The sequence below is a fragment of the Streptomyces sp. NPDC031379 genome (assembly GCF_055569615.1).
Genome location: NZ_JBVIIT010000003.1, coordinates 201811 through 223750, shown reverse-complemented (window position 1 = coordinate 223750; position 21940 = coordinate 201811). Strand labels below are relative to the sequence as shown.

Here is a 21940-nt window from a genome sequence, read left to right as displayed (position 1 = left end):
TGGGCCGACCCGACGGCGAAGGGCACCGCACATGGACCGACCGACGGCACTCGTTCCACTGCACTACGTCTCCCTGGGCGCCCGTGGTCCCGAGGACGTGGTGGCCGACGCGCACGGGCGCGTACTGACCGGGGTCGAGGACGGGCGCATCCTGCGCGTCCACCCCCTCGGCGGCTCGCTCGCACCCCGGGTGGAGATGCTGGCCGAGACCGGCGGCCGGCCTCTGGGGCTCGAACTCCTGCCGGACGGCGACCTGTTGGTGTGCGACGCCGAACGCGGTCTGCTGCGTGTCGGGCCCGGCGACGGCTCCGTCCGCGTCCTCGCCGACTCGGTGGCGGGGGAGCGGCTGCGGTTCTGCAGCAATGTCGTCGCCCTGCCCGACGGCACGGTCTACTTCACCGTCTCCAGCCGCCGTTACCCGCTGGACCAGTGGATCGGCGACATCGTCGAACACACCGGCACCGGGCGGCTGCTCCGGCTCGCCGCGGAGGGCGGCGAACCCGAAGTCCTGCTGGAGGGACTGCAGTTCGCCAACGGGCTCGCCGTGGCCGCCGACGGCTCCTTCCTGGTCATCGCGGAGACCGGAGCCCGCCGTCTCACGCGCTACCACCTCACCGGCCCGCGCGCCGGACACACCGACCTCTTCGCCGTCCTCCCCGGCATGCCGGACAACCTCTGGCGCGCCGGCCCCGACGGCCCGATCTGGGTCGCCCTCGCCGGCCCGCGCGTCGCCCCGCTGGACCTCCTGCACCGCACGCCGCCCGCCGTCCGCGCCACCGCCGCCCGGGCCGCCGTCCACGCGCCGTTCCGGCCGGGCGGAACGATCGGCGTGCTGGCGTTCGACGACCACGGCCGCACCGTCCACCACCTCAGCCGCCGCCGCTCCGGCTTCCGCATGGTCACCAGCGTGTGCGCGACCGACGACCACCTGGTCCTCGGCAGTCTCTGGGAACCGGGCATCGCCCTGTACGCACCCCCCACCTGATCCGCCCTCCGCCCGCCTGTTGTCCACATGGGAGGGGTCGCCGGCTGTGCTGGACGCGGGTGCCGACGTCTGTGTGGGGGGCTGTCGGCGGGGCGCCTGCCGGTCGCTCGGGAGCCGTCCTCGGGTGCGCTGGACGCCGAGCGCCACCGTGCCTGCGGGAGCCGCTGCCGAGTGTGCCGGGCGCCGGCCGCCCGCCGGTGCCGCCTGAGCTGTCGGCGGCTGTGCCGGATGCGGGTGTCGGCGTCTGCGGGTGGGCTGTCGCCGCATGTGCCGGTGCCGGTGTTGGCACCGAAGGCCGGGAGCCGGGGCCGGAGCCTGCTCGGCGCGCGGGCTGTCGCCGGATGCGCCGGCTTCGCCACCGCCGTCCGCGCGTGGGCTGTCGTCGGATGGGCCGGATGCCGACCGCCCGCCGTACGCGAGCCGCAGTCCGCTGAGCCGGAACCCGGACGCCGCTCTCCGCCGTGCGCGGGCGAGCCGCGCGAGTCGCCGGCCGCTGAGCCGGAAGCCGGACACCGCCGTCCCCGTGGGGGCCGTCGCCGGGTGGGACGGGGTCTGGCCGGCGGTACGCTGGTGGCTGGCCGTGATCACCCGTCGGGGCAGGGCCGAACAGGAGTCGTACGAGCATGACAGCCCCGGAAGCAGAGAGCCTCCGCGTCCGCCCCGCTTCCCGGCGGCGGTCGGAGTGGCGTACCCAGGCACCCGTCGTCGCCGTGGTCGCGCTGGGCGGTGCCCTCGGCGCGTCGGGCCGTTACGCGCTCACCCTCGCCTGGCCCACGCCACCCGGCGGATTCCCCTGGGCGACCTTCTGGACCAACGTCACCGGTTGTGCGGTGATCGGCGTGTTCATGGTGCTCATCACCGACGTGTGGGCCGCCCACCGCCTGGTCCGCCCCTTCTTCGGCACCGGTGTCCTCGGCGGCTTCACCACCTTCTCCACCTACGCCGTCGACATCCGCAAGCTGGTCGACGCAGGCCGCCCCGGCCTCGGGCTCGCCTATCTCGCCGCGACGCTGCTCGCGGCCCTCACGGCGGTGTGGCTCGCCTCGGCCGCCGCCCGCCGGGTGCTGACCAGGAGGCAGCGATGACGTCACTCACCGGCCGTGCCCTCCGGCTGACCGTCTTCATCGGCGAGGACGACACCTGGCACCACAAGCCCCTCTACTCCGAGATCGTGCACCGCGCGCACGCCGCCGGCCTCGCCGGGGCCAGCGTCTTCCGGGGCATCGAGGGCTTCGGCGCCTCCTCCCGCGTCCACACCTCCCGCCTGCTGTCCCTCAGCGAGGACCTGCCGGTCGCGGTGGTCGTCGTGGACACCGAGGAGCGGGTCCGCGCGTTCCTGCCGCAGCTGGACGAACTGGTCGACGAGGGGCTCGTGACCGTGGAGGAGTGCGAGGTCGTCCGGTACACGGGCCGCGCCGACAGCCCGGACAAAGCGGACCCGAAGGGTAAGAAGTCGTTGTGAACTGGCTCCTGGTCATCGCTGGGGCCGTGGTCGGCGCACCCTTGCGCTATCTGACGGACCGCGCCGTGCAGGCCCGCCACGACTCGCTCTTCCCCTGGGGCACCTTCGTGGTGAACGTCACCGGCTGCCTGATCCTCGGGCTGCTCACGGGCGCGGCCTCCGCAGGCGCCGCCGGCCCGCATCTGCAGCTCCTGCTGGGCACCGGGCTGTGCGGGGCGCTGACGACGTACTCGACGTTCTCCTACGAGACCCTGCGGCTGACCGAGGCGGGCTCGGGCCTCTACGCTGCCGTCAACGTCGTCGCGAGCGTGGTGGCGGGGCTTGCGGCGGCCTTCGCCGGGGTCTCGCTCGCCGGTGCCCTGTGGGCCTAGGCGCTTGGCGCGCGGCCGGACACAGGAAGTACTGTCTACAGCACTGTCGACCAACCCACTCTCGTCAGAACTGGATCCCATGAGCGCCATCTCCGTCGGTCAGGCCGTCGTCCTCGGAGTAGTCGAGGGGGTGACCGAGTTCCTCCCGGTGTCCTCCACCGGCCACCTGAAGATCGCCGAGGGGCTCATGGACATCCCCGTCGACGACAAGTCCGTCGTCGGGTTCTCCGCCGTCATCCAGGTCGGCGCGATCGCCGCCGTGCTCGTGTACTTCCTCAAGGACATCAAGCGGATCGTCTCCGCCTGGTTCCGCGGGCTGACCGACCGCGAGGAGCGGTACCACCACGACTACAAGTTCGCCTGGTGGGTGATCGCCGCGACCATCCCGATCGTCGTGGTGGGCCTGGCGGCCAAGCCGCTGATCGACGGCCCGCTCGCCTCGCTCTGGGTGGTCGCCGGCTCGCTGATCGTCGGCTCGGGCGTGATGTGGGCCGCCGACCAGATGGGCCGCCACAAGCGCGGTGAGGACGACACCTCCTTCAAGGACGCGATGTGGGTCGGCTGCTCCCAGATCCTCGCCCTGCTCTTCCCCGGCTTCTCCCGCTCCGGCGCCACCATGTCCACCGCGCTCATCCTCGACCTGGACCGCGTCGCCGCCACCCGTCTGTCGTTCTTCCTCGGCATCCCCGCCCTGACCGGCGCCGGTCTGTACGAGCTGAAGGACGCCCTCGGTGCGGGCGTCGGCGCCGCCCCCCTGGCCGTCGGCACGATCGTGTCGTTCGTGGTCGCCTACGCCTCCATCGCCTGGCTGCTGAAGTTCGTCGCCAAGCACTCCTTCAACGCCTTCGTGATCTACCGGATCGTCATCGGCGTCGGGCTCCTCGGACTGCTCGCCACCGGGACGCTCAGCAGCTGAGCGGACCGCCGGATCGCCCACGGGGTGCGGATGCCTGTATTCAGGCGCCGCACCCCGTGAATGTCTCCTTACCCGGATGCCTTGACAGTTCCCGTCCGCAACCCGCAGGATCGCTCCCGTGAACCTGTCAGACAGCCAGACAGGTGGTCTCGGCCCGCGGCGCGTGAGCGCCATGGAAGCGGTCCTCGCCCACCTCCGCGGCGCCATCGAACGCGGTCAGTACGCCATAGGGGACAAGCTCCCCTCCGAGGCCGAGCTGTGCCGCACCCTCGAGGTGTCCCGGCCCGTCCTGCGCGAAGCGCTGCGCGCCCTGCAGACGATGGGCCTGACGGTCTCCCGGACCGGCAAGGGCACCTTCGTCGTCGCGAACGCCGTCGAGGACCCCACCTTCGGCGACTACGCGGCCAGCGACCTGCTCGAGGTGCGCCGTCACATCGAGATCCCGGTCGCCGGATACGCGGCCCTGCGCCGCACCCCGGAGAACCTGGACCACCTGGCCCACCTGCTCGACCGCATGGAGCGGGAGACGGACACCACCGCGTGGGTCGCGATGGACACCCTCTTCCACCTCGCCGTGGCCGAGGCCGCCCAGAACCCGGTCTTCCGCCGGGTCATCGAGGAGATCCGCGACGCACTGGCGCGTCAGTCGGCGTTCCTCAACGAGCTGGGCGGACGCCGTGAGCAGTCCAACCGCGAGCACCGGGCGATCGTCGAGGCGCTGACCGACGGCTGCGAGCACGACGCGGTGGAGGCCATGAGCCACCACCTGGACCGAGTCGAGACGACCCTCACCGACATCGTGCGCCCCGCGCGCACGGACCCCACGGAAGGCGGACCCGAGGCGTGAGCGAGCAGCACCTCAAGGACGAGACGCGCCCCTCCTCCACCCATGTCGACGCCGGAGACGCGGGCTACAGCAAGGGCCTGAAGCACCGGCACGTCAACATGATCGCCATCGGCGGAGCCATCGGCACCGGCCTCTTCCTCGGCGCGGGCGGCCGGCTCGCCGACGCCGGACCCTCCCTCTTCATCGCGTACGCCGTCTGCGGCGTCTTCGCCTTCCTGGTCGTCCGCGCCCTCGGCGAACTCGTCCTGTACCGCCCGTCCTCCGGCGCCTTCGTCTCCTACGCCCGGGAGTTCCTGGGCGAGAAGGGCGCCTACACCGCGGGCTGGATGTACTTCCTGAACTGGGCGACCACCGGTATCGCCGACATCACCGCGGTCGCCACCTACACCCACTACTGGGGCATGTTCTCGGACGTCCCGCAGTGGGTGATCGCGCTCGTCGCCCTGGCCGTCGTGCTCACCGTGAACCTGATCTCCGTGAAGATCTTCGGCGAACTGGAGTTCTGGTTCGCGATCGTGAAGGTCGGCGCGCTGGTCGTCTTCATGTGCATCGGCATCTACCTGCTGGTCACCCAGCACCCGGTGGACGGCCACCACCCCGGCCCGTCCCTCATCACGGACAACGGCGGCGTCTTCCCGAGCGGTCTGCTGCCCATGCTGCTGATCATCCAGGGTGTCGTCTTCGCCTACGCCTCCGTCGAACTGGTCGGCGTCGCCGCCGGGGAGACCGAGAACCCCGAGAAGATCATGCCGAAGGCGATCAACTCGATCATGTGGCGCGTGGGCCTGTTCTACGTCGGCTCGGTCGTCCTGCTGTCGATGCTGCTGCCCTGGAACAAGTACACCGCCGGCGAGAGCCCCTTCGTGACGGTCCTGTCCCACATCGGCGTCCCGGCGGCCGGCGGCGTGATGAACCTGGTCGTGCTGACCGCCGCCATGTCGTCCCTGAACTCCGGCCTGTACTCCACCGGCCGCATCCTGCGCTCCATGGCGATGAGCGGCTCGGCGCCGAGGTTCACCGGGCGGATGAGCCGCAGCCAGGTCCCGTACGGCGGGATCCTGCTCACCAGCGGTGTCTGTGTCCTCGGCGTGGGCCTCAACTTCGTCGTCCCCGCCGACGCCTTCGAGATCGTCCTCAACTTCGCTGCGATCGGCATCCTCGCGACCTGGGGCATGATCATGCTCTGTCACCTGCTCTTCTGGCGGAAGACCCAGGAGGGCGCACTGGCCCGGCCGTCGTACCGGCTGCCGGGCTCCCCCTGGACCGAACTCGTGACGCTGGCGTTCCTCGCCTCCGTCCTGGTCCTCATGTACGCCGACGGCGGCGCCGGACGCACCACCGTGCTCTGTCTGCCGCTGATCGTCGCAGCGCTGGTCGCGGGCTGGTACGGCATCCGCGGCCGGATAGCGCGCACGTCCACCGGCGCCGACGCGTGACCCGCGTACCGGCCGAACCCGACCCCATGATTCAGGCAGTGATGCACAGCAGCTCCCTCACCGACGCGCCCGTCGTCCGTGAACCCCTCCACGCGCCCGTCGCCCACCTCGTCCGCGGCGGGGTCGTCGAGGGCATCCACTACGGCTCGGTCGTCGTCCTCGGCGCCGACGGCCAGGTGCAGTTCCAGCTCGGCGACATCGAGGCCGCCTTCTATCCGCGCTCGGCCGTCAAGCCGGTCCAGGCCGTGGCCATGCTGCGGGCCGGACTGCCCCTCGACGGCGCACTGCTGTCGCTGGCCGCCGCGAGCCACTCCGGCGAGGAGCGCCACCTCGCCGGCACCCGGCGCATCCTCGAACTCGCCGGGCTCACCGAGGACGACCTGCGCAACGTGCCCGACATGCCGTTCGACCCGGTCGTCCGGGACGCCTGGGTCCGTGCGGGCCGGTCGCCCTCCAGGCTGGCCCAGAACTGCTCCGGCAAGCACGCGGCCATGCTCTGGACGGCCAGGCTCAACGGCTGGTCGCTGGAGGACTACCTCGACCCGGCGCACCCGCTCCAGCAGGCCGTCGCCGAGATCGTCGAGGACCTGACCGGTCAGCGCGTCGCCCGGGTCACCGTCGACGGCTGCGGCGCACCGCTGTTCTCCATCTCCCTGCACGGCCTCGCCCGCGCCGTCTCCCGGATCGCCTCGGCCGCGCCCGGCACACCCGAGGCCCGGGTCGCCGACGCGATGCGCGAGCACGCCGAGATGGCCTCCGGCTCCGGCCGCGACGTCGCGGCACTGATGCGGGCCGTGCCGGGGCTGCTCGCCAAGGACGGCTTCGAGGGCGTCCAGGTGGCGGCACTGCCCGACGGCCGCGCCATCGCCGTGAAGATCGCCGACGGGGCGAACCGGGCGCGGATCCCGGTCGCGGCGGCGGCGCTCGCGCGGGCGGGCGTCGACCCGGAGCTGCTCACCGAGTTCGCGGGGGAGGCGCTGCTCGGGGGCGGGGAGCCGGTGGGCTGCGTTCGCCCGGTGAGGGCGCTGGACCCGGTTCCGCTCACCGCCTGCGCGTAGTACGCCGCCGAACGCCCGCCGCCACCCCGCTTCCGTACCTCAGAAAGAGGACCCGTACCTCATGACCGCCGCCACCCGTAGCGAACACGATCTGCTCGGCGACCGCGACGTGCCCGCCGACGCGTACTGGGGCATCCACACCCTGCGCGCGACGGAGAACTTCCCCATCACCGGCACCCCGATCTCCGCCTACCCGCACCTGATCGACGCCCTGGCCGCCGTCAAGGAGGCCGCCGCCCTCGCCAACGAGGAACTCGGCCTGCTGGAACCGCGGAAGGCCGCCGCGATCGTCGCCGCCTGCCGGGAGATCCGGGCCGGCAAGCTGCACGACCAGTTCGTCGTGGACGTCATCCAGGGCGGCGCCGGCACGTCCACCAACATGAACGCCAACGAGGTCGTGGCGAACCGCGCGCTGGAACTGCTCGGCCACGCCAAGGGGCAGTACGCGCATCTGCATCCCAACGAGGACGTCAACCTCGGCCAGTCCACCAACGACGTCTACCCGACCGCCGTCAAGACGGCGACGGTGTTCGCGGTGCATGGACTGCTCAGGGCCATGTCCGTACTCCAGGACGCCTTCGCCCGCAAGGCCGTCGAGTTCCGTGACGTGCTCAAGATGGGCCGTACACAGTTGCAGGACGCGGTGCCGATGACGCTCGGCCAGGAGTTCTCCGCGTTCGCCGTCATGATCGAGGAGGACCGCAGCCGGCTTGCCGAGGCCGTCGAGCTGATCCATGAGATCAACCTGGGCGCCACGGCCATCGGCACCGGCCTCAACGCCCCCGCCGGATACGCCGAGGCCGCCCGCCGGCATCTCTCCGTCCTGACCGGACTGCCCCTGGTCACCGCCGCCAACCTGGTCGAGGCCACCCAGGACTGCGGTGCCTTCGTACAGATGTCCGGTGTGCTCAAGCGGATCGCGGTCAAGCTCTCCAAGAGCTGCAACGACCTGCGCCTGCTGTCCTCCGGTCCGCGCGCGGGCCTCGGTGAGATCAACCTGCCGCCGGTGCAGGCCGGTTCGTCGATCATGCCGGGCAAGGTCAACCCGGTGATCCCCGAGGTGGTCAACCAGGTCGCCTTCGAGGTCATCGGCAACGACGTCGCCATCACCATGGCCGCCGAGGCCGGGCAGCTCCAGCTCAACGCCTTCGAGCCGATCATCCTGCACTCCCTGTCGGAGTCCATCACGCATCTGCAGAGCGCCTGCCTCACCCTGGCCGAGCGCTGCGTGTCCGGCATCACCGCCAACACCGAGCAGCTGCGGGCGACCGTGGAGAACTCCATCGGACTGGTCACCGCCCTCAACCCGCACATCGGCTACACGGCCGCCACCGACATCGCCAAGGAGGCCCTCGTCACGGGCCGCGGCGTGGCCGAACTGGTCCTGGAGAAGGGACTGTTGCCGGCCGACAGGCTGGCCGACCTGCTGCGCCCCGAAGTCGTCGCGGGCAGCGGAGCACCGGCCGCCTGACCTGCGGCGACGCAAACCGGAGCGGCGAACGCGATGACGCTCCCGGACCGGCCGGAGGCACAATGGTGATCATGACAACGACGTCGTCCTTCGCCTTCCTGCCGGTCCTGGAGCGCATCGCCGAGGAGATCAGCCGCACACCCGGGCGCGGACGTCCGGCCGACTACATCCCGGCCCTCGCGGCCCGTGATCCGCGCAGCTTCGGCATGGCCGTCGCGGAGCTGGACGGCACGGTCTACGGGGTGGGGGACTGGCGGCAGCCGTTCTCGGCGCAGTCCATCACCAAGGTGTTCACGCTCGCCCTGGATCTGGCCCGCGAGGGCGATGAGCTCTGGGAGCACGTGGGCCGCGAGCCCTCCGGCAACCCGTTCAACTCCCTGGTGCAGCTGGAGTACGAGAACGGCATCCCGCGGAATCCCTTCATCAACGCGGGCGCGCTCGTCGTCACCGACCGTCTGCAGACCCGTACCGGAGACGCGGCCGGCGAATTGCTGGCCTTCCTGCGCACCGAGAGCGGCAACCCCGCCCTGGACTTCGACAAGGAGGTCGCCGCCTCCGAGACCGCGCACGGCGACCGCAACGCCGCCCTCGCCCACTTCATGGCGTCCTACGGCAACATCGACAACGACGTGCCGGTCCTGCTCGACCAGTACTTCCGGCAGTGCTCCATCGCCGCCTCCTGCGCCGACCTGGCACTGGCCACCGGCTTCCTCGCCCGGCACGGCATCCGCGCCGACGGCTCCCGGCTGCTCACCCGCAGCCAGGCCAAGCAGGTCAACGCGGTCATGCTGACCTGCGGCACGTACGACGCGGCCGGGGACTTCGCCTACCGGGTGGGCCTGCCCGGCAAGAGCGGGGTCGGCGGCGGGATCATCGCCGTCGTACCGGGCCGGTGCACGCTGTGCGTGTGGAGCCCGGGCCTGGACGAGCGCGGCAACTCGGTGGCCGGCGTGGCGGCCCTGGACCGGTTCACGACACTGACGGGCCTGTCGGTTTTCTGAAGGGCGGCACCCTCCGGCCCAGGGCCGGGCGACCGACCCGGGGGCGCGGGGAGCGGCGCGAGAAGCCACCACGCGCCTGCGGCCGGCGACGGACCACGCCCCACCCCCACCGGTCACACCCCGGCTTCCGCCCGGAGGGCGCAGCGTCGCTTTCCCGCCATCCGGCGGCGGCACGCTGATCCGGTGTTGGCCATGGCGTTCCCCGTCGATCTCCGCCGCTGCCGGCTGCTGGGACTGGCCGGCACCGCCTGCCTCGCGCTGGGCGGTGAGACGGCCGGCGCCCTGCCCGAGCGGGACCTCCTGTCCCCGGCCTCGGCACAGGCCGCCCTCGGCCTGGTCGGGGTGTATTTCGGCGTCGTCCTGCTGATCGCGGCCTGGGTCCTCCTCGGGCGCCTGGTCCGCGGCCCGCGACCGCCCGGCCCGCACGCCCTGCTGCCGGTGCTGGCCGTGTGGACGGCCCCGCTGCTGATGGCCCCGCCGCTGTTCAGCCGGGACGTCTACAGCTACCTAGCGCAGGGTGCCATGGCCCACGCCCACATGGACGTGTACGGCCAGGGCCCCGCCCGGCTCGGCGGCCCGCTCGCCGACGAGGTCGCCCCGATGTGGCGGCACACCGGCGCCCCGTACGGCCCCGCCTTCCTCGCGCCGGCCTCCGTGCTGTCCGGCCTCACTCGTGGCGAGCTGCCCGCCGGCCTGTTCGGCATGCGGCTCATGGCCCTGCTCGGCGTGGCCCTCATGGCGGTGGCGCTGCCCCGGCTCGCCCGGTACAGCGGCGCCGACCCCGCCGCCGCCCTGTGGCTCGGTGCCCTCAACCCGCTCGTGCTGCTGCACCTGGTCGCGGGCGCCCACAACGACGCCCTCATGCTCGGCCTGCTCGGGGTCGGTCTGGTCGCCGCGTGCGGCCGTCGCGTACCCGCTGCCGGTGCCGTACTCGTCACCCTCGCCGCCCTGGTCAAGGCACCGGCGGCGCTCGGCCTCCTCGCGGTCGTGGCCCTCCGGGTCCGCCCCGGCCGGCGGCCGCTGCGGGCCGTCCTGACCACGGCGGCGACCTCCGCCGCGACCACGGTCGCCGCCACGGCCGTCGCCGGCACCGGCTACGGCTGGCTCGCCGCCCTGGACACCCCGGTCTCCCCGCACAACTGGGCGCTGACCAGCCTGCTCGGCCGGGCCACCGGCGCCCTGCTCGAACACCTCGGCAGCAGCCTGGCACCGCTGGCCGTGCCGGCCTGGCATCTGCTCGGCCTCGCGGCCACCGCTGGCGTCGTCCTGCTGATATGGCGCCGGCTGCGCACCGGACCGGTGTACGCGCTCGGCCTGAGCCTGCTGGCCGTCGCCGTGTTCGGCCCGGCCATCCGCCCGTGGTACCTGTCGTGGGGCCTGTTCCTCATCGCCGCCGGCGCGCCCAGCACCTCCGTCCGGCACCGGGTGGCCGCCCTGGCGGGCGTGCTCGCCCTCGCGGTCCTGCCCAGCGGCGGCCCGGCCGACCTCGGGCAGCTGCTGCTCGCGGTCTGCGGCGGCATGCTCGGCGTGGTCGTCCTGTGGCAGGCGCAGCAGGCGGCCGGGGCTCCGGCTCCGGGACGCACGGCATGATCCGGTCGCTGGGACGGCCGGGGGCTCCCGGCCCGGCCGGGCCGCCCGGGCCGGGCGGCGGCCGGGGCCGGTTGCCGCTCGTGCTCGCCCTCGCCGCGGCCGTCATGGTCTTCACGGCCACCGTGCCGCTGCTGCGCGACTTCTTCGACCTGCGCGTCTACTACGGCACCGTGCACACCTGGGTGCACGGCGGCCGGATCTACGACTACCGGGTGCCCGGCACCTCGTACGGCTTCACCTATCCGCCGTTCGCCGCCGTCGCCATGCTGCCGCTGGCCGTGCTGGGCCGGACCGCCGCGGTCGCGCTCTCCGTGCTGGTGAACCTGGCGGCGCTGGGGGTGATCCTGCGCGTCCTGGCCGGTCCCGACTGGCGCCGGCACGGCTGGTACCGCTGGTCGGCGGCGCTGTGTCTGCTCGCCCTGTTCGAGCCGCTGCGCGACACCTTCAGCTTCGGCCAGGTGAACCTCGTCCTCCTCGCCCTGGTCCTCGGCGACCTCTGGCTGCCGGCGACCGGCCGGGGGCGCTGGGCGGGCGCCGGGATCGGGCTCGCCGCCGCCGTCAAGCTCACGCCGGCTCTCTTCGTCGGGCTGCTGCTGATCGCCGGACGCCGGCGGGCGGCCGGGACCGCGACGGCCGTCGCCGTCGCGGCGACCGCGCTGGCGGCCTGGGCGGACCCGGGGGCGTCCCGGTTCTACTGGACCGAAGCGCTGTGGGACACCGGCCGGGTGGGCCGGCTCGACTATGTGTCGAACCAGTCCCTGCAAGGCGTGCTGGCCCGGCTCGGCGAGCCGGGCCGCCCCCTGTGGGCGACGGCGGTCCTGCTGACCCTGTGCGTGTGGGCCTGGCGGACCCGCCGGGCGGTCGAGGCCGGCGACCCGACGGCGGCCTTCGCGCTCACCGGTGCGGCGGCCTGCCTGGTCAGCCCCGTCACCTGGGTGCACCACCTGGTCTGGCTGCTGCCCTCCTTCGCCGTGCTCCTGCGCGCCGGGCACCCGAGGATCGCGGCCGCCCTGTACGCGGCGCTGTGCACCAGCGTGGTGTGGCTGTGGTTCGATGACGCCTCCGGCCTCGACGGCTTCCTCGGCAGCAATGCCTACACCTGGATCACACTGGTCCTGCTGCTCGCCCTGCCGACCGGTCAGCCGCGTGCGGACCGCGCGCCCTTGGCCCGCATCCGCAGCGCCAGGGCCCCCGCGCCGAGCCCCGAGAGCCCGGCGACGACGGCGGTGCCGGACCAGCCGGAGTCGTCGTCCGGCGACCCCGACGTGCTCGCAGCCACGGGAACGGCCGTCGCCGACGGGGACTTCTCCAGCAGGCCGTCCAGCGAGCCGACCGGATCCACCCGCCCGGCCGCCGCGAAGCCCCAGTCGAGCAGTCGGCGGGCCTCCTCGTACACCGCGAACCCGCCGCCCGCCTGAGGGTTCATCACGGTCACCACGAGCGTGCGCCCGCCCCGCCGGGCCGCGGCCACGAGGGTGTTGCCCGCGTTGCTGGTGTAGCCGTTCTTGATGCCGATCAGCCCGGGATACGGCGCCACGCCGTCCTCGCCGGTCAGCAGCCGGTTGGTGTTCTCGATGGGGTACGGCGACCCGTCACCGGGGAAGCTGGCCTCCGCGGTGGCGCAGTACCGCGCGAAGTCGGGGTTGCGCAGCCCCGCCCGGCCGAAGACCGCCAGGTCATAGGCGGAGGAGACCTGGCCGGGCGTGTCGTAGCCGTCGGGGGAGACGACATGGGTGTCCAGGGCACCGAGCGAGCGGGCCTTCGCCTGCATCCGTTCGCTCGTGGCCTGCCAGCCGCCGTCCAGCGCGGCGAGCACGTGCACGGCGTCGTTCCCGGAGTTGAGGAACACCCCGTGCCACAGGTCGGCCACCCGGTAGGTGTGCCCCTCCTCGACGCCGACCAGGCTGCTGCCCTCGCCGACGTCCGCCAGCTCCTCGTAGCGCACGGTGTGCTGCAGGCCGCTGGGCAGGACCGGCAGCACGGTGAGGGCGAACAGGGTCTTCAGGGTGCTGGCGGGCGGCAGCTTGCGGTGCGCCTCGCTCGCTGCCAGTACATCCCCGCTGTCGGCGTCGGCCACCAGCCAGGACAGTGCCGAGACGTCCGGCACCTCGGGCACGCCCCGGTGCGGCCGGACCTGGGTGCCCTCGCGGTAGAGCAGGGACGGCCCGGGCATCGCCGCCCGGGGCGGCGGCGCGGGGTCCCCGGCCCGGTGCCCGGCGGCTGCCGTGGCCGGCGTGAGTGCCAGCACGCCCGCCACACACAGGGAACAGGCCGACACAGCCGTCCGATAAGAAAGTCCGGTGATCATATGATTTAACGTACGAACGAGAGTCCCTCCGCGCCGCGTCGGCGGGCCGTTCGGCCCACGCGAGCAACCCGGATGCCGGACCCCGGCCGCCCCGGGGCCGGTGATCAGCCCGTCGGCAGGGTGGGCCGGATCTGCCGCAGGAACGTGGCGTTGTCGGGGGTGTTCCGCAGCCGCTCCAGCAGGGTGTCCAGGCCGTTCGGCGCGCCGTCCCGGGAGCGAAGGACACGGCGCAGACCGTGAATGGCCGTCAACTCGGCAGGGGTGAGCAGGAGTTCCTCGCGGCGGGTGCCGGAGGCGTCGATGTCCACGGCGGGGAAGACACGACGGCCGGCGAGTTCCCGGTCCAGCCGGAACTCCATGTTGCCCGTGCTCTTCAGCTCCTCGAAGAAGTAGCCGTCGGCACGGGAGCCGGTGTCCACCAGGGCGCTGGCGAGGATGGTGAGCGAGCCGCCCTCCTCGGCCTGACGGGCGGCGCCGAAGAACCGCTTGGGGCCGAGCAGCGCGCCCGCGTCGACGCCACCGCTCAGGGTGCGGCCACCGGCGGCGGAGGCGTTGTTGTGCGCCCGGCACAGCCGGGTCAGCGAGTCCAGCAGGACGACGACGTCCTCACCGGCCTCCACCAGGCGCTTCGCCCGCTCGACGACGAGTTCGGCGAGGGCGATGTGCTCCTTGGCCGGCCGGTCGAAGGTGGAGGCGTACACCTCGCCGCGCACCGAGCGGCGCATCTCGGTGACCTCCTCGGGGCGCTCGTCCAGCAGGAGGACCATCAGACGGCACTCCGGGTGGTTGCCGGCCACGGCGGCGGCCAGCTGCTGGAGCAGTACGGTCTTGCCGCTCTTGGGTGGGGCCACGATGAGGCCGCGCTGACCCTTGCCGACCGGCGCGAAGAGGTCGGTGACGCGGCCGGCGAGTCCGGACGCGGGGTGCTCGAGGCGGATGCGCTCATGCGGGTGGAGGGGGGTGAGGTCGCGGAAGTGCCGGCGCGAGCGGAGGTCCGCGGGGGCGCGGCCGTCGACGCGTGCGACCTCGGTCACAGCGCGCTGGGCACCCCGCACGCCCTCGACCAGGTCGCCCTTGCGCAGTCCGTACCGGCGGATCAGCGCGGCGGGGACCTGCGGGTCGGCGGGGGAGGGCAGGAGGCTCGCGGCCCTCAGGTGCCCCTTTCCGTGCGTGTCGATGTCGAGCACGCCGGTGACGAGCCGGGCTGCCGGGGCCTGCTGGGCCACGACAGGGTGTTCGATCGTGGTGGTCATGGATGGTTGTCCTTTCACGGACGCGAGAGAGGGAAGAGGGAGAGGGCCGCGAGCGGGAGGCTGCACACCGCCTCCGGGCGGCGGGAACGGCACCTCGGGCAGGGCGTGGAAGGCCTGATCGCGAGGCGGTGCTGAGAAGCTGACGCGCCGGCAGCCGGAAATCCGGGAAGACGAGGAGCGGATCAGCGTGAGAAAGAGAGACTGGCACCGGGGCCCAGAGCGGGCGTGCACGGGTGCTGACGGCACGGTACCACTCGTCGGGGCACTTTGTCCGTGACCGTGTCAACAACTCGCCGTACCGGGTTGTTCCCGGTGGTGGGCGGCAGTCTGAGGTGTAGATCGTCTGGCAGGGTTGGTTGTGCGGGTTCGCGTCCGCCGGGATCGGCGCCGCTCGTACGCTCCGGCGCATGATGGACCGTGAGGGTGGTCCCGGAGCGTGGACCGGGAGTTTTGGAGTCCGCGTTGCCGGCGGAGTATCAGCGCATCCTGGCTGCCGTGCGGGCAGCCGGCAGTCCGGTCGCTACCCGGCAGATCGGCGAGGCGCTGGGCGTGGACACCGGGGTGCGGGGCAAGCGGGAGCCGCCGCGCGGGAAACTGACGAAGCCGGCCGACCGCGGCTGGCTGCACAAACGGCCCGACGGGAAGTTCACCGTCCGCCCGTGACCGGCCCGCACGGACGGCAGGGCGTAACCAAGGTACCCCTGGCGGCTGTTGGAATTGCGTGACGAAAAGCAATAAGCATGCCGGGGGCACCGACATGGCCGGCGGGAACGACCGGCGGATCCTCACTCCGCACCGATCCCGCCCGCGCGACCGGCCTGCTGCGTCGCCCTGTTCGTCCTGACGAACCTCGAAGGTGCCCGCTGACAGATGATCTATCCCCGAGACCTCCGCCCAACACCAGCATGACCACCCCGAACGACCCTCACGCCACCACCCCGGCCAGCTCCTTCAAGAGGGCGCAGCTTCACTGAAGCTCGCAGCCACGGAGCGTCACGGAGTCCACGTAGGTTTCCGAAGCTCGATCGCCGGTTACCGGAAAGTCATATTCGGCGCGGTACGGCTCCGTCCTGCCAGCGGTAGAGGTCGCGCAGCAGGGAAATCTCGGCGCCGTGATGGATCAGCTCCCTGTTGACGTGCAGGACGATGCCCTCCATGGGAAACCGCTCGGGACCCACCGTGGGCGGATTCTCCAGGTCAGCGTCCGAGAGCTCGCGGACCCCCGCGTTCCATCTCCCATACATCTCATCGAGCTGTTTCAGCGCCTCGTCAGCGGTCCCCGCGTAGGCGAAGGTCTGGGAGTCGACGTCCTGGCCGCCGAAGTGCCATCCGACCCGATAGCCCAGGCAGGAGACGATGATGTGCGCCAGCCGCCAGGCAATCGTGGTCACCGGCGCCGGTACCGGGTCAGGGGACGCGGAGTCCATCGTCCATTCCCCCGAACCTGCCGACATCGGTGCGGCCGACGTGCCACGTGGGCGGATGCTCCAGCAGCCACGCACCGGCTCCCAGAAGTACTCCTCATCGGCAAGACCGTGCAGCCGCGGCCGCAGGTTCTTGTGCCAGTGCCGGTCCAGCTGGTCCGCGATTCGCTCACTCCTTGTCATTTCCGCACACTACATACAACGGAGACCTGGCTGCGACCCTCGCGGACGCCGTCGCCGGCCGTGGGCCGCGAGAGCGTACCGCACCGGGAGACGACGCTGGGGGCTGATGTGCCCTTCGGGCCGCGCATGAGTACCCCGAGCGTGCGCCACGCCAGAGCCTCCGACCTGCAGGGCATGACCACCGCCGACGGTGACGGTCACCGGCGGCTGCGGTCGCTGGTCGGCGGCGCCTTCACGCCTCGACGCGTCGGAGAACTGCGGCCGCGCACGGAGCAGTTGACCGCCTGCCTGCTCGACGGCCTGGAGCGAGCCGCCGTCGCGGGCGGCGGAGTCGCCGACTGCGGCGGCGCTTCGCCCCGCGGCTGCCGATGGACGTCATCGGTGACCACGCTCAACCTGATCACGAACGCCGTCCGCGTCCTGTGCGCCCACCCCGGCCCCGACGCCGACCTCTTCGATGTCATCCGTCCGTCCCGTACCGACGCGGTACGCCACCTCTCCCTCGGGCACGGCGCCCACCACTGCCTGGGTGCCCCGCCGGCCCGGCTGGAGGCCACGGTCGCGAGGGAGCGGCTGTTCACCCGCTTCCCCGCGCTCCAACTCGCCGTACCGGCAGGCGATCTGGCGCCGCACGCCGGTTTCGTCGGCAACAGCGTGCGCGGCCTGCCGGTCCGGCTCGCACCTCCCGGGCGCCGATCCGGTCACCGACCGCCGTGTCAGGGAACCGCACCAGATGTCCCCAGAGCATAACGATCCCCGACCTCGGAGGACTTGACCGGTAACCGTCCCTTATGTTCAGGACATGTCCACGCCACCACAGCCCCCGCAGCCGGCCGACCAGCCGCCCGCGCAGCAGCCGGCCGTCCCGCCGCAGCCGACGGCCTACCCTTACCCGAACCCGCAGTCGCCCCCACCGGGGAACTTCTACGCACAGCCCACCCTGATCGGCCAGCCCGCTGCCCAGCCTCAGCCGGGCCAACCGCAGCCTGGGCAGCCGCAGCCGGGCAACCCCTATGCCCAGGCGCCGCAGTTCGGCCCCGTGCCCGCCCCTCCGGCCGGTGGCGGCGGAGGTGGCGGGGCCGGGAAAGCGGTGCTGTGGGCCGTCGTCGGCGCGGTCGTCGCGTCCGCCGCGTGGGCGGGCGGTGTCTTTCTGCTCGGCGGCAACGGCGACAGTGCGGACCTGCGCGGCTACTCGGCGCCCGGCAACATGTGCTCCAGCGCCGACTACTCGTCCTTCAAGGACGAATACACCCAGGACGACTCCTCGCCGACCCGGACCGCGCTCAAGGACGAGGCCCTGGACGAGAGTTACTGCAGCCTGAGCCTGAAGAAGTCCGGCTCCACGTATGCCGACGCCTACCTCTCCATGCAGCTGGACCTGCACAAGGAGACCGACCCCGGGCCCGAGTTCACCGCCACCTGGAAGAACTACGGTGACAGCCACAAGGACTACGACGTCGACCCGGTCAAGGGCATCGGCGACGAGGCCTACCTGGTCAGCCAGGACACCACCGGCGGCTCCTCCAGCGGCTCCCGGTACGCCACGCTCGCCGTCCGCGACGGCTGGGTGACGTACACGATGAGCTACAGCGCCTACCTCAGCTCGTACGACAAGGACAAGGACCCGCCCGCGCTCGCCGATGTGTCGGAGTGGCTGAAGACGGACGCCAAGGCCACCCTGGGACAGCTCAAGGACTGACGCCCGGCCGGCGCGACCGACGCGAGGGCCTCGGGCGCGCCGCTCAGGCGGAGCGTGCCTCCGCCTCCTTCACGATCTGCTCGAACCGCGCGCCCATGGCCTCGGCCAGGGCCTGGGCGCCCGACAGCGGACGGACCATGACCATGAAGTCGTCGATCAGGCCGTCGTCGTTCACGTGCAGGAAGTCGCAGCCGGTCAGCCGGCGGTCGCCCACCCGGGCGGTGAAGACCAGCGCGCTGTCCGACCCGGCCGGGTCGCCGATCTCACGGACGTAGCGGAAGTCCTCGAAGACCTCGATGACCGCGCGCAGGATCGCCGCGGTGATCGCCTTGCCCGGGTACGGCTTGAAGACGACCGGGCTGGTGAACACCACGTCCTCGGCCAGCAGCGCCTCGACGGCCTCCAGGTCCCGGGCCTCGACCGCCTCGCGGAACGCGCGCATCGGATCACCTCGCATAGTCAATTTCTTGAATAGGTGCGGATGAGATTAATCAACGGCTGCTAGCCTGTCCACATGTCGCTCAAGTACGCCGTCCTGGCCGCCCTGCTGGAGGGCGAGGCCTCGGGCTACGAGCTGTCGAAGTCGTTCGACGTCTCGCTCGCGAACTTCTGGCCCGCCACTCCGCAGCAGCTCTACCGGGAGCTGGAGCGCCTCGCGCAGGACGGTCTCGTCCAGGCCCGCGCGGTGCAGCAGGAACGCCGGCCCAACAAGCGGATGTTCACGCTCACCGAGGCGGGCCGGGCCGAGCTGAGCGCGTTCGCGGCCGAAGAACCGAAGCGGCCCACCGCCGTGCGCGACGAACTCCTCATCAAGATCCAGGCGATGGACGGCGGCGACCCCGAGGTCACCCGGGCGCTGATCGAGGAGCGCATGGGCTGGGTGCGCGGGAAACTCGAACGCTACCGGCGGATGCGCGACCGCCTCCTCGACGGACGCACCGAGGAGGAGTACCTGCGCACCTCCGACCGCGTCGGGCCGTATCTCACCCTCATGGCCGGAATCGGCTTCGAGGAGCAGAACCTGCGCTGGTGCGAGCACGCCCTGGCGATCGTGCGGCAGCGCGTGGCCCTGGGGTGACGTGATGTTCGGTCCCGGAGGTCCCACGCTGCGTGAACTCGCCGTGCAGGCGCTGTCGTCCGTCGAGCACGGCTACGACCTGCTGGCCCCGAAGTTCGACCACACTCCCTTCCGTACGCCCGACGCGGTGCTGGACTCCGTGGCGAAGGCCCTCGCCCCGGCCGGCCCGTTCGAGGACGGGCTCGACCTGTGCTGCGGTACGGGTGCCGGGGCGGAGGTCCTCGCCGGGTTGTGCCGTCGGAGCGTCACCGGGATCGACTTCAGCGCGGGGATGCTCGGTGTCGCCCGGCGCCGGACGTGGTCGGGCGAGGGTCCCGAGCCTGCCTGGGTGCGCGGCGACGCCCGGGCCCTGCCCTTCGCGGCGGCCTTCGATCTCGTCGTGTCCTTCGGGGCGTTCGGGCACTTCCTGCCCCGGGAACTGCCGGTGCTCTTCCGCCAGGTCCACTCGGTCCTGCGGCCCGGGGGTCGTTTCGCCTTCCCCGTGCTCGCCCCGCCGCGCCCGGCACAGCCCGCCTTCTGGATGCTGCTCGGCTTCGACACGGTGATGCGGGTGCGCAACGCGCTGTGGCGGCCGCCGTTCGTCATGTACTACCGGGCCTTCCGGCTCGGCGAGGTGCTGGGGGAACTGGGACGCGCCGGATTCACCGTCGAGCTGTCCGCCCTGCCCGCGTTCGGGCGCCGCGGCGACGGCGCTCCGCGGGCCCGCCTGGTGGTCGCCCGGCGCGTCACCCCGCGGCCGGAAGCGTGAACTCGTAGACCAGGGCGTCCCGTTCGGCGTTCACCACCAGGTCGGTGATCTCCAGCGGGCGGGCGTACTGGTCGTGCACCCGCCGGGTCACCCGGACCGAGGAGGCGTCGCCGACCTGGGTGATGGAGTCCCGGTGGTGCAGGGTCAGGCCGGCCCTGCGCATCCAGTCGTACGCCCGCCGCAGCTGCGCGGGAGTGGCGCCGTCGGCCCGGTCCCGGTAGCGGGCCAGCTCCGCGACCTCGGCCAGCGCCACCGCGGAGAACGAGGTCACCGCCGTCCGCAGCGACCGGCCGTCCGGTGCGACCGACCGGTAGCGGTGCACCAGCGTCGCCCGGTGCGGGGCCAGGCCCAGCGCCTGCGCGTGCTCCGGCGGGGGCGTCTCCCAGACCACCGTGGCCCGGTCGACCGCACAGGGGTCCGCCGAGCGGGCGCCCACCGGGAAGGTGAGGGACTCCGGCGCTTCGACCGGCCGTCCTGCCAGCGTGGCATGACTGCCCCTGCGGTCGGTGGCGACCAGACCGCTGCGGCGCAGCACCTCCAGCGCCTGCCGGACGGTCTCCCGGCTGACCTCGAAGTGCGCGGCCAGGTGCCGCTCGCCCGGCAGGCGTTCGCCCGGCGGGATGGTGCCGTCGCGTAGTGCCTCGAGCAACTGCCACGCGACGCGCGCGTACAGAGGCCGGTCGTCGCTCTGCGGGGGCTGGTGCGGGGTGGTGGTGCGGGCCATGCCGCGCCCTCCTGTTGGTCACAAGACGTAGCCGTACGGGCTCATTGCGCGACCACAATTAGCATTGGTCTAAACCACGAGGGAAGAGCCGCCTGCCGGTTCGGCCGAAACCCACCCGCGCGACCGGGGTGCCGCCCGGCGTGTCACAGGGCGCCGTAGAGGGCCTCGACCAGTGCCGTCTTCCGCGGATCGTCGGCGATGCGCGGCCCCATCCGGTTCATGACATAGCCCAGCGACACCCCGGCGTCGGGGTCGGCCAGCCCGCACGAACCGCCGAACCCGTCATGACCGAAAGCCCGCGCATTCGGACCGTACGAGCCCCGGGTGCCGCTCAGCCACAGGCCGAGCCCGATCTCGGTCTCGCCCTCGAAGCCGGCCCCGAGCACCAGATCGCGGCAGCTGCCCTGGCCCTCGCGCACCCGCTCCGCCGCCCGCGGCGACAGGATCCGCCGGCCCGCGTGGGAGCCGCGCCCGGCGAAGACCCCGTACAGCGCCGCGACGGCCCGAGCGGTGCCGTGGCCGTTCGCGGCGGGGATCTCCGCCGCCCGCCACCGCGGTGAGTTCGCCTCCGTCGCGCCGACGACGGGATTGGCCAGCGCCGCGAGCGCCGCCGGCGCCAACCGGCCGGAAGCCGCCGCCTGTTCACTGGTCGGCGCGGCGGGTGCGTGCACCAGCTCGGCCGCCCGGTGGGACTCCCGCGCCGGCAGGCCGATCGTGAAGTCGATCCCGAGCGGGCCGGTCACCTCGCGTTCCAGGAAGGCCCCCGGCCGCAGCCCCGAGACGCGCCGGACCACCTCGCCGACCAGGAAGCCGTACGTCAGCGCGTGGTAGCCGGACCGGGTGCCCGGCTCCCACCAGGGCTCGGTGGCAGCGAGCCGGGCGGTGGTCAGTTCCCAGTCGTACAGGTCGTCCAGGGAGTGCGGTTCCCGCAGGCCGGGCAGCCCGGCGCGGTGCGACAGCAGATGCCGTACGAGCACCCGCTCCTTGCCGAAGGCCGTGAATTGCGGCCAGTACCCGGCCACCGGCGCGTCGAGGTCGAGCAGTCCCCGGTCGGCGAGGATGTGCGCGCACAGCGCCACCGGACCCTTGGTGGTCGACCACACGTTCACCACCGTGTCCCGCTGCCAGGGCCGGGAGCGGGCCACGTCCGCCCAGCCGCCCCACAGGTCCACCACCGTCTCCCCGTCGACGGTGACCGCCACCGCGGCACCGAGTTCGCCCCGCTCGCGGAAGTTGTCCTCGAAGGCCTCGCGCACCGCGGCGAACCGCGCGTCGCAGTGGCCGTGCACCTGGGGCTGTCGTCTCTGCTGCGTCTCGTGCGCGGACATGTCACCTCCGTGGTCGCCGGGGAGCCCCGGTCGCGGCGCCGCGACCGGGGCCACCCGA

General features: G+C 72.5%; 22 protein-coding genes and 1 pseudogene. 17 read left to right on the top strand and 6 right to left on the bottom strand.

The window, feature by feature from the left end; translation table 11 throughout:
* The first annotated feature begins 31 nt into the window (after positions 1–31).
* From ACZ5CW_RS05910 to ACZ5CW_RS05855, 12 genes are all read left to right on the top strand, one after another.
* Positions 32–985: an SMP-30/gluconolactonase/LRE family protein gene (locus ACZ5CW_RS05910; protein ID WP_468598744.1), complete on the top strand. Its 954-nt coding sequence runs from the start codon at positions 32–34 to the stop codon at positions 983–985.
* A 623-nt stretch (positions 986–1608) separates the two neighbouring features.
* Positions 1609–2070, top strand: a complete 462-nt coding sequence (gene crcB, locus ACZ5CW_RS05905; RefSeq protein WP_468598742.1) for a fluoride efflux transporter CrcB — start codon at positions 1609–1611, stop codon at positions 2068–2070.
* Complete coding sequence (locus ACZ5CW_RS05900; RefSeq protein ID WP_468598741.1) at positions 2067–2447, top strand: DUF190 domain-containing protein; 381 nt, start codon at positions 2067–2069, stop codon at positions 2445–2447. The genes crcB (ACZ5CW_RS05905) and ACZ5CW_RS05900 overlap by 4 nt, the downstream gene beginning before the upstream one ends.
* Positions 2444–2818 carry a fluoride efflux transporter CrcB gene (gene crcB, locus ACZ5CW_RS05895; RefSeq protein WP_468598740.1) on the top strand — a complete coding sequence of 125 codons (375 nt, stop codon included), beginning with the start codon at positions 2444–2446 and terminating at the stop codon, positions 2816–2818. Before ACZ5CW_RS05900 ends, crcB (ACZ5CW_RS05895) begins: the two co-directional genes overlap by 4 nt.
* A gap of 79 nt (positions 2819–2897) precedes the next feature.
* Positions 2898–3734 carry an undecaprenyl-diphosphate phosphatase gene (locus tag ACZ5CW_RS05890; RefSeq protein WP_468598739.1) on the top strand — a complete coding sequence of 279 codons (837 nt, stop codon included), beginning with the start codon at positions 2898–2900 and terminating at the stop codon, positions 3732–3734.
* Positions 3735–3906: 172 nt separating this feature from the next.
* Positions 3907–4581, top strand: coding sequence for a FadR/GntR family transcriptional regulator (locus tag ACZ5CW_RS05885; RefSeq protein WP_468599055.1), 675 nt, complete (start codon positions 3907–3909; stop codon positions 4579–4581).
* Positions 4578–6017, top strand: coding sequence for an amino acid permease (locus ACZ5CW_RS05880; RefSeq protein ID WP_468598737.1), 1440 nt, complete (start codon positions 4578–4580; stop codon positions 6015–6017). Before ACZ5CW_RS05885 ends, ACZ5CW_RS05880 begins: the two co-directional genes overlap by 4 nt.
* Before the next feature lie 41 nt (positions 6018–6058).
* Positions 6059–7075 (top strand): asparaginase, encoded by a 1017-nt coding sequence (locus ACZ5CW_RS05875; protein ID WP_468598735.1) that lies wholly within the window; start codon positions 6059–6061, stop codon positions 7073–7075.
* A gap of 61 nt (positions 7076–7136) precedes the next feature.
* Positions 7137–8546, top strand: coding sequence for an aspartate ammonia-lyase (aspA, locus tag ACZ5CW_RS05870; RefSeq protein ID WP_468598733.1), 1410 nt, complete (start codon positions 7137–7139; stop codon positions 8544–8546).
* Positions 8547–8608: 62 nt separating this feature from the next.
* The gene (locus tag ACZ5CW_RS05865) at positions 8609–9547 is read left to right on the top strand and encodes a glutaminase (protein ID WP_468598731.1); all 939 of its coding nucleotides are present in this window, start codon (positions 8609–8611) and stop codon (positions 9545–9547) included.
* 192 nt (positions 9548–9739) lie between these two features.
* Positions 9740–11137 carry a polyprenol phosphomannose-dependent alpha 1,6 mannosyltransferase MptB gene (gene mptB, locus ACZ5CW_RS05860; RefSeq protein WP_468598730.1) on the top strand — a complete coding sequence of 466 codons (1398 nt, stop codon included), beginning with the start codon at positions 9740–9742 and terminating at the stop codon, positions 11135–11137.
* Positions 11134–12555 (top strand): glycosyltransferase 87 family protein, encoded by a 1422-nt coding sequence (locus ACZ5CW_RS05855; RefSeq protein WP_468599053.1) that lies wholly within the window; start codon positions 11134–11136, stop codon positions 12553–12555. The genes mptB and ACZ5CW_RS05855 overlap by 4 nt, the downstream gene beginning before the upstream one ends.
* A gap of 59 nt (positions 12556–12614) precedes the next feature.
* Here the strand turns inward: ACZ5CW_RS05855 and ACZ5CW_RS05850 are convergent.
* Positions 12615–13310 (bottom strand): annotated as a pseudogene (locus ACZ5CW_RS05850) (D-alanyl-D-alanine carboxypeptidase family protein); the annotation flags it as partial.
* Positions 13311–13549: 239 nt separating this feature from the next.
* The gene (gene rho / locus ACZ5CW_RS05845) at positions 13550–14698 is read right to left on the bottom strand and encodes a transcription termination factor Rho (protein ID WP_468598728.1); all 1149 of its coding nucleotides are present in this window, start codon (positions 14696–14698) and stop codon (positions 13550–13552) included.
* A gap of 495 nt (positions 14699–15193) precedes the next feature.
* On the opposite strand from rho, the gene ACZ5CW_RS05840 reads away from it, so the two are divergent.
* Positions 15194–15361 carry a hypothetical protein gene (locus tag ACZ5CW_RS05840; RefSeq protein ID WP_468598726.1) on the top strand — a complete coding sequence of 56 codons (168 nt, stop codon included), beginning with the start codon at positions 15194–15196 and terminating at the stop codon, positions 15359–15361.
* A 380-nt stretch (positions 15362–15741) separates the two neighbouring features.
* Here ACZ5CW_RS05840 and ACZ5CW_RS05835 read toward each other — a convergent pair whose 3' ends face one another.
* Positions 15742–16305, bottom strand: coding sequence for a DinB family protein (locus tag ACZ5CW_RS05835; protein WP_468598724.1), 564 nt, complete (start codon positions 16303–16305; stop codon positions 15742–15744).
* A gap of 141 nt (positions 16306–16446) precedes the next feature.
* Between ACZ5CW_RS05835 and ACZ5CW_RS05830 the strand changes: the two genes are divergently transcribed.
* Together ACZ5CW_RS05830 and ACZ5CW_RS05825 are read left to right on the top strand one after the other, a co-directional pair.
* On the top strand, positions 16447–17055 hold the full coding sequence (locus tag ACZ5CW_RS05830) for a cytochrome P450 family protein (RefSeq protein WP_468598722.1): 609 nt from the start codon (positions 16447–16449) through the stop codon (positions 17053–17055).
* A gap of 52 nt (positions 17056–17107) precedes the next feature.
* Entirely contained in the window at positions 17108–18004 is an 897-nt protein-coding gene (locus ACZ5CW_RS05825; protein WP_468598721.1) for a hypothetical protein, read from the top strand.
* Positions 18005–18047: 43 nt separating this feature from the next.
* On the opposite strand, the gene ACZ5CW_RS05820 is transcribed toward ACZ5CW_RS05825, so the two are convergent.
* Positions 18048–18446 carry a nuclear transport factor 2 family protein gene (locus tag ACZ5CW_RS05820; protein ID WP_468598720.1) on the bottom strand — a complete coding sequence of 133 codons (399 nt, stop codon included), beginning with the start codon at positions 18444–18446 and terminating at the stop codon, positions 18048–18050.
* Positions 18447–18518: 72 nt separating this feature from the next.
* Between ACZ5CW_RS05820 and ACZ5CW_RS05815 the strand changes: the two genes are divergently transcribed.
* Both ACZ5CW_RS05815 and ACZ5CW_RS05810 read left to right on the top strand, forming a co-directional pair.
* Positions 18519–19082 carry a PadR family transcriptional regulator gene (locus tag ACZ5CW_RS05815; protein ID WP_468598718.1) on the top strand — a complete coding sequence of 188 codons (564 nt, stop codon included), beginning with the start codon at positions 18519–18521 and terminating at the stop codon, positions 19080–19082.
* A 4-nt stretch (positions 19083–19086) separates the two neighbouring features.
* Positions 19087–19830, top strand: coding sequence for a class I SAM-dependent methyltransferase (locus ACZ5CW_RS05810; RefSeq protein ID WP_468598716.1), 744 nt, complete (start codon positions 19087–19089; stop codon positions 19828–19830).
* Here the strand turns inward: ACZ5CW_RS05810 and ACZ5CW_RS05805 are convergent.
* Positions 19808–20554 (bottom strand): GntR family transcriptional regulator, encoded by a 747-nt coding sequence (locus ACZ5CW_RS05805; RefSeq protein ID WP_468598715.1) that lies wholly within the window; start codon positions 20552–20554, stop codon positions 19808–19810. The genes ACZ5CW_RS05810 and ACZ5CW_RS05805 overlap by 23 nt on opposite strands.
* Before the next feature lie 143 nt (positions 20555–20697).
* Positions 20698–21882, bottom strand: coding sequence for a serine hydrolase domain-containing protein (locus ACZ5CW_RS05800; protein ID WP_468598714.1), 1185 nt, complete (start codon positions 21880–21882; stop codon positions 20698–20700).
* Positions 21883–21940: the final 58 nt, after the last annotated feature.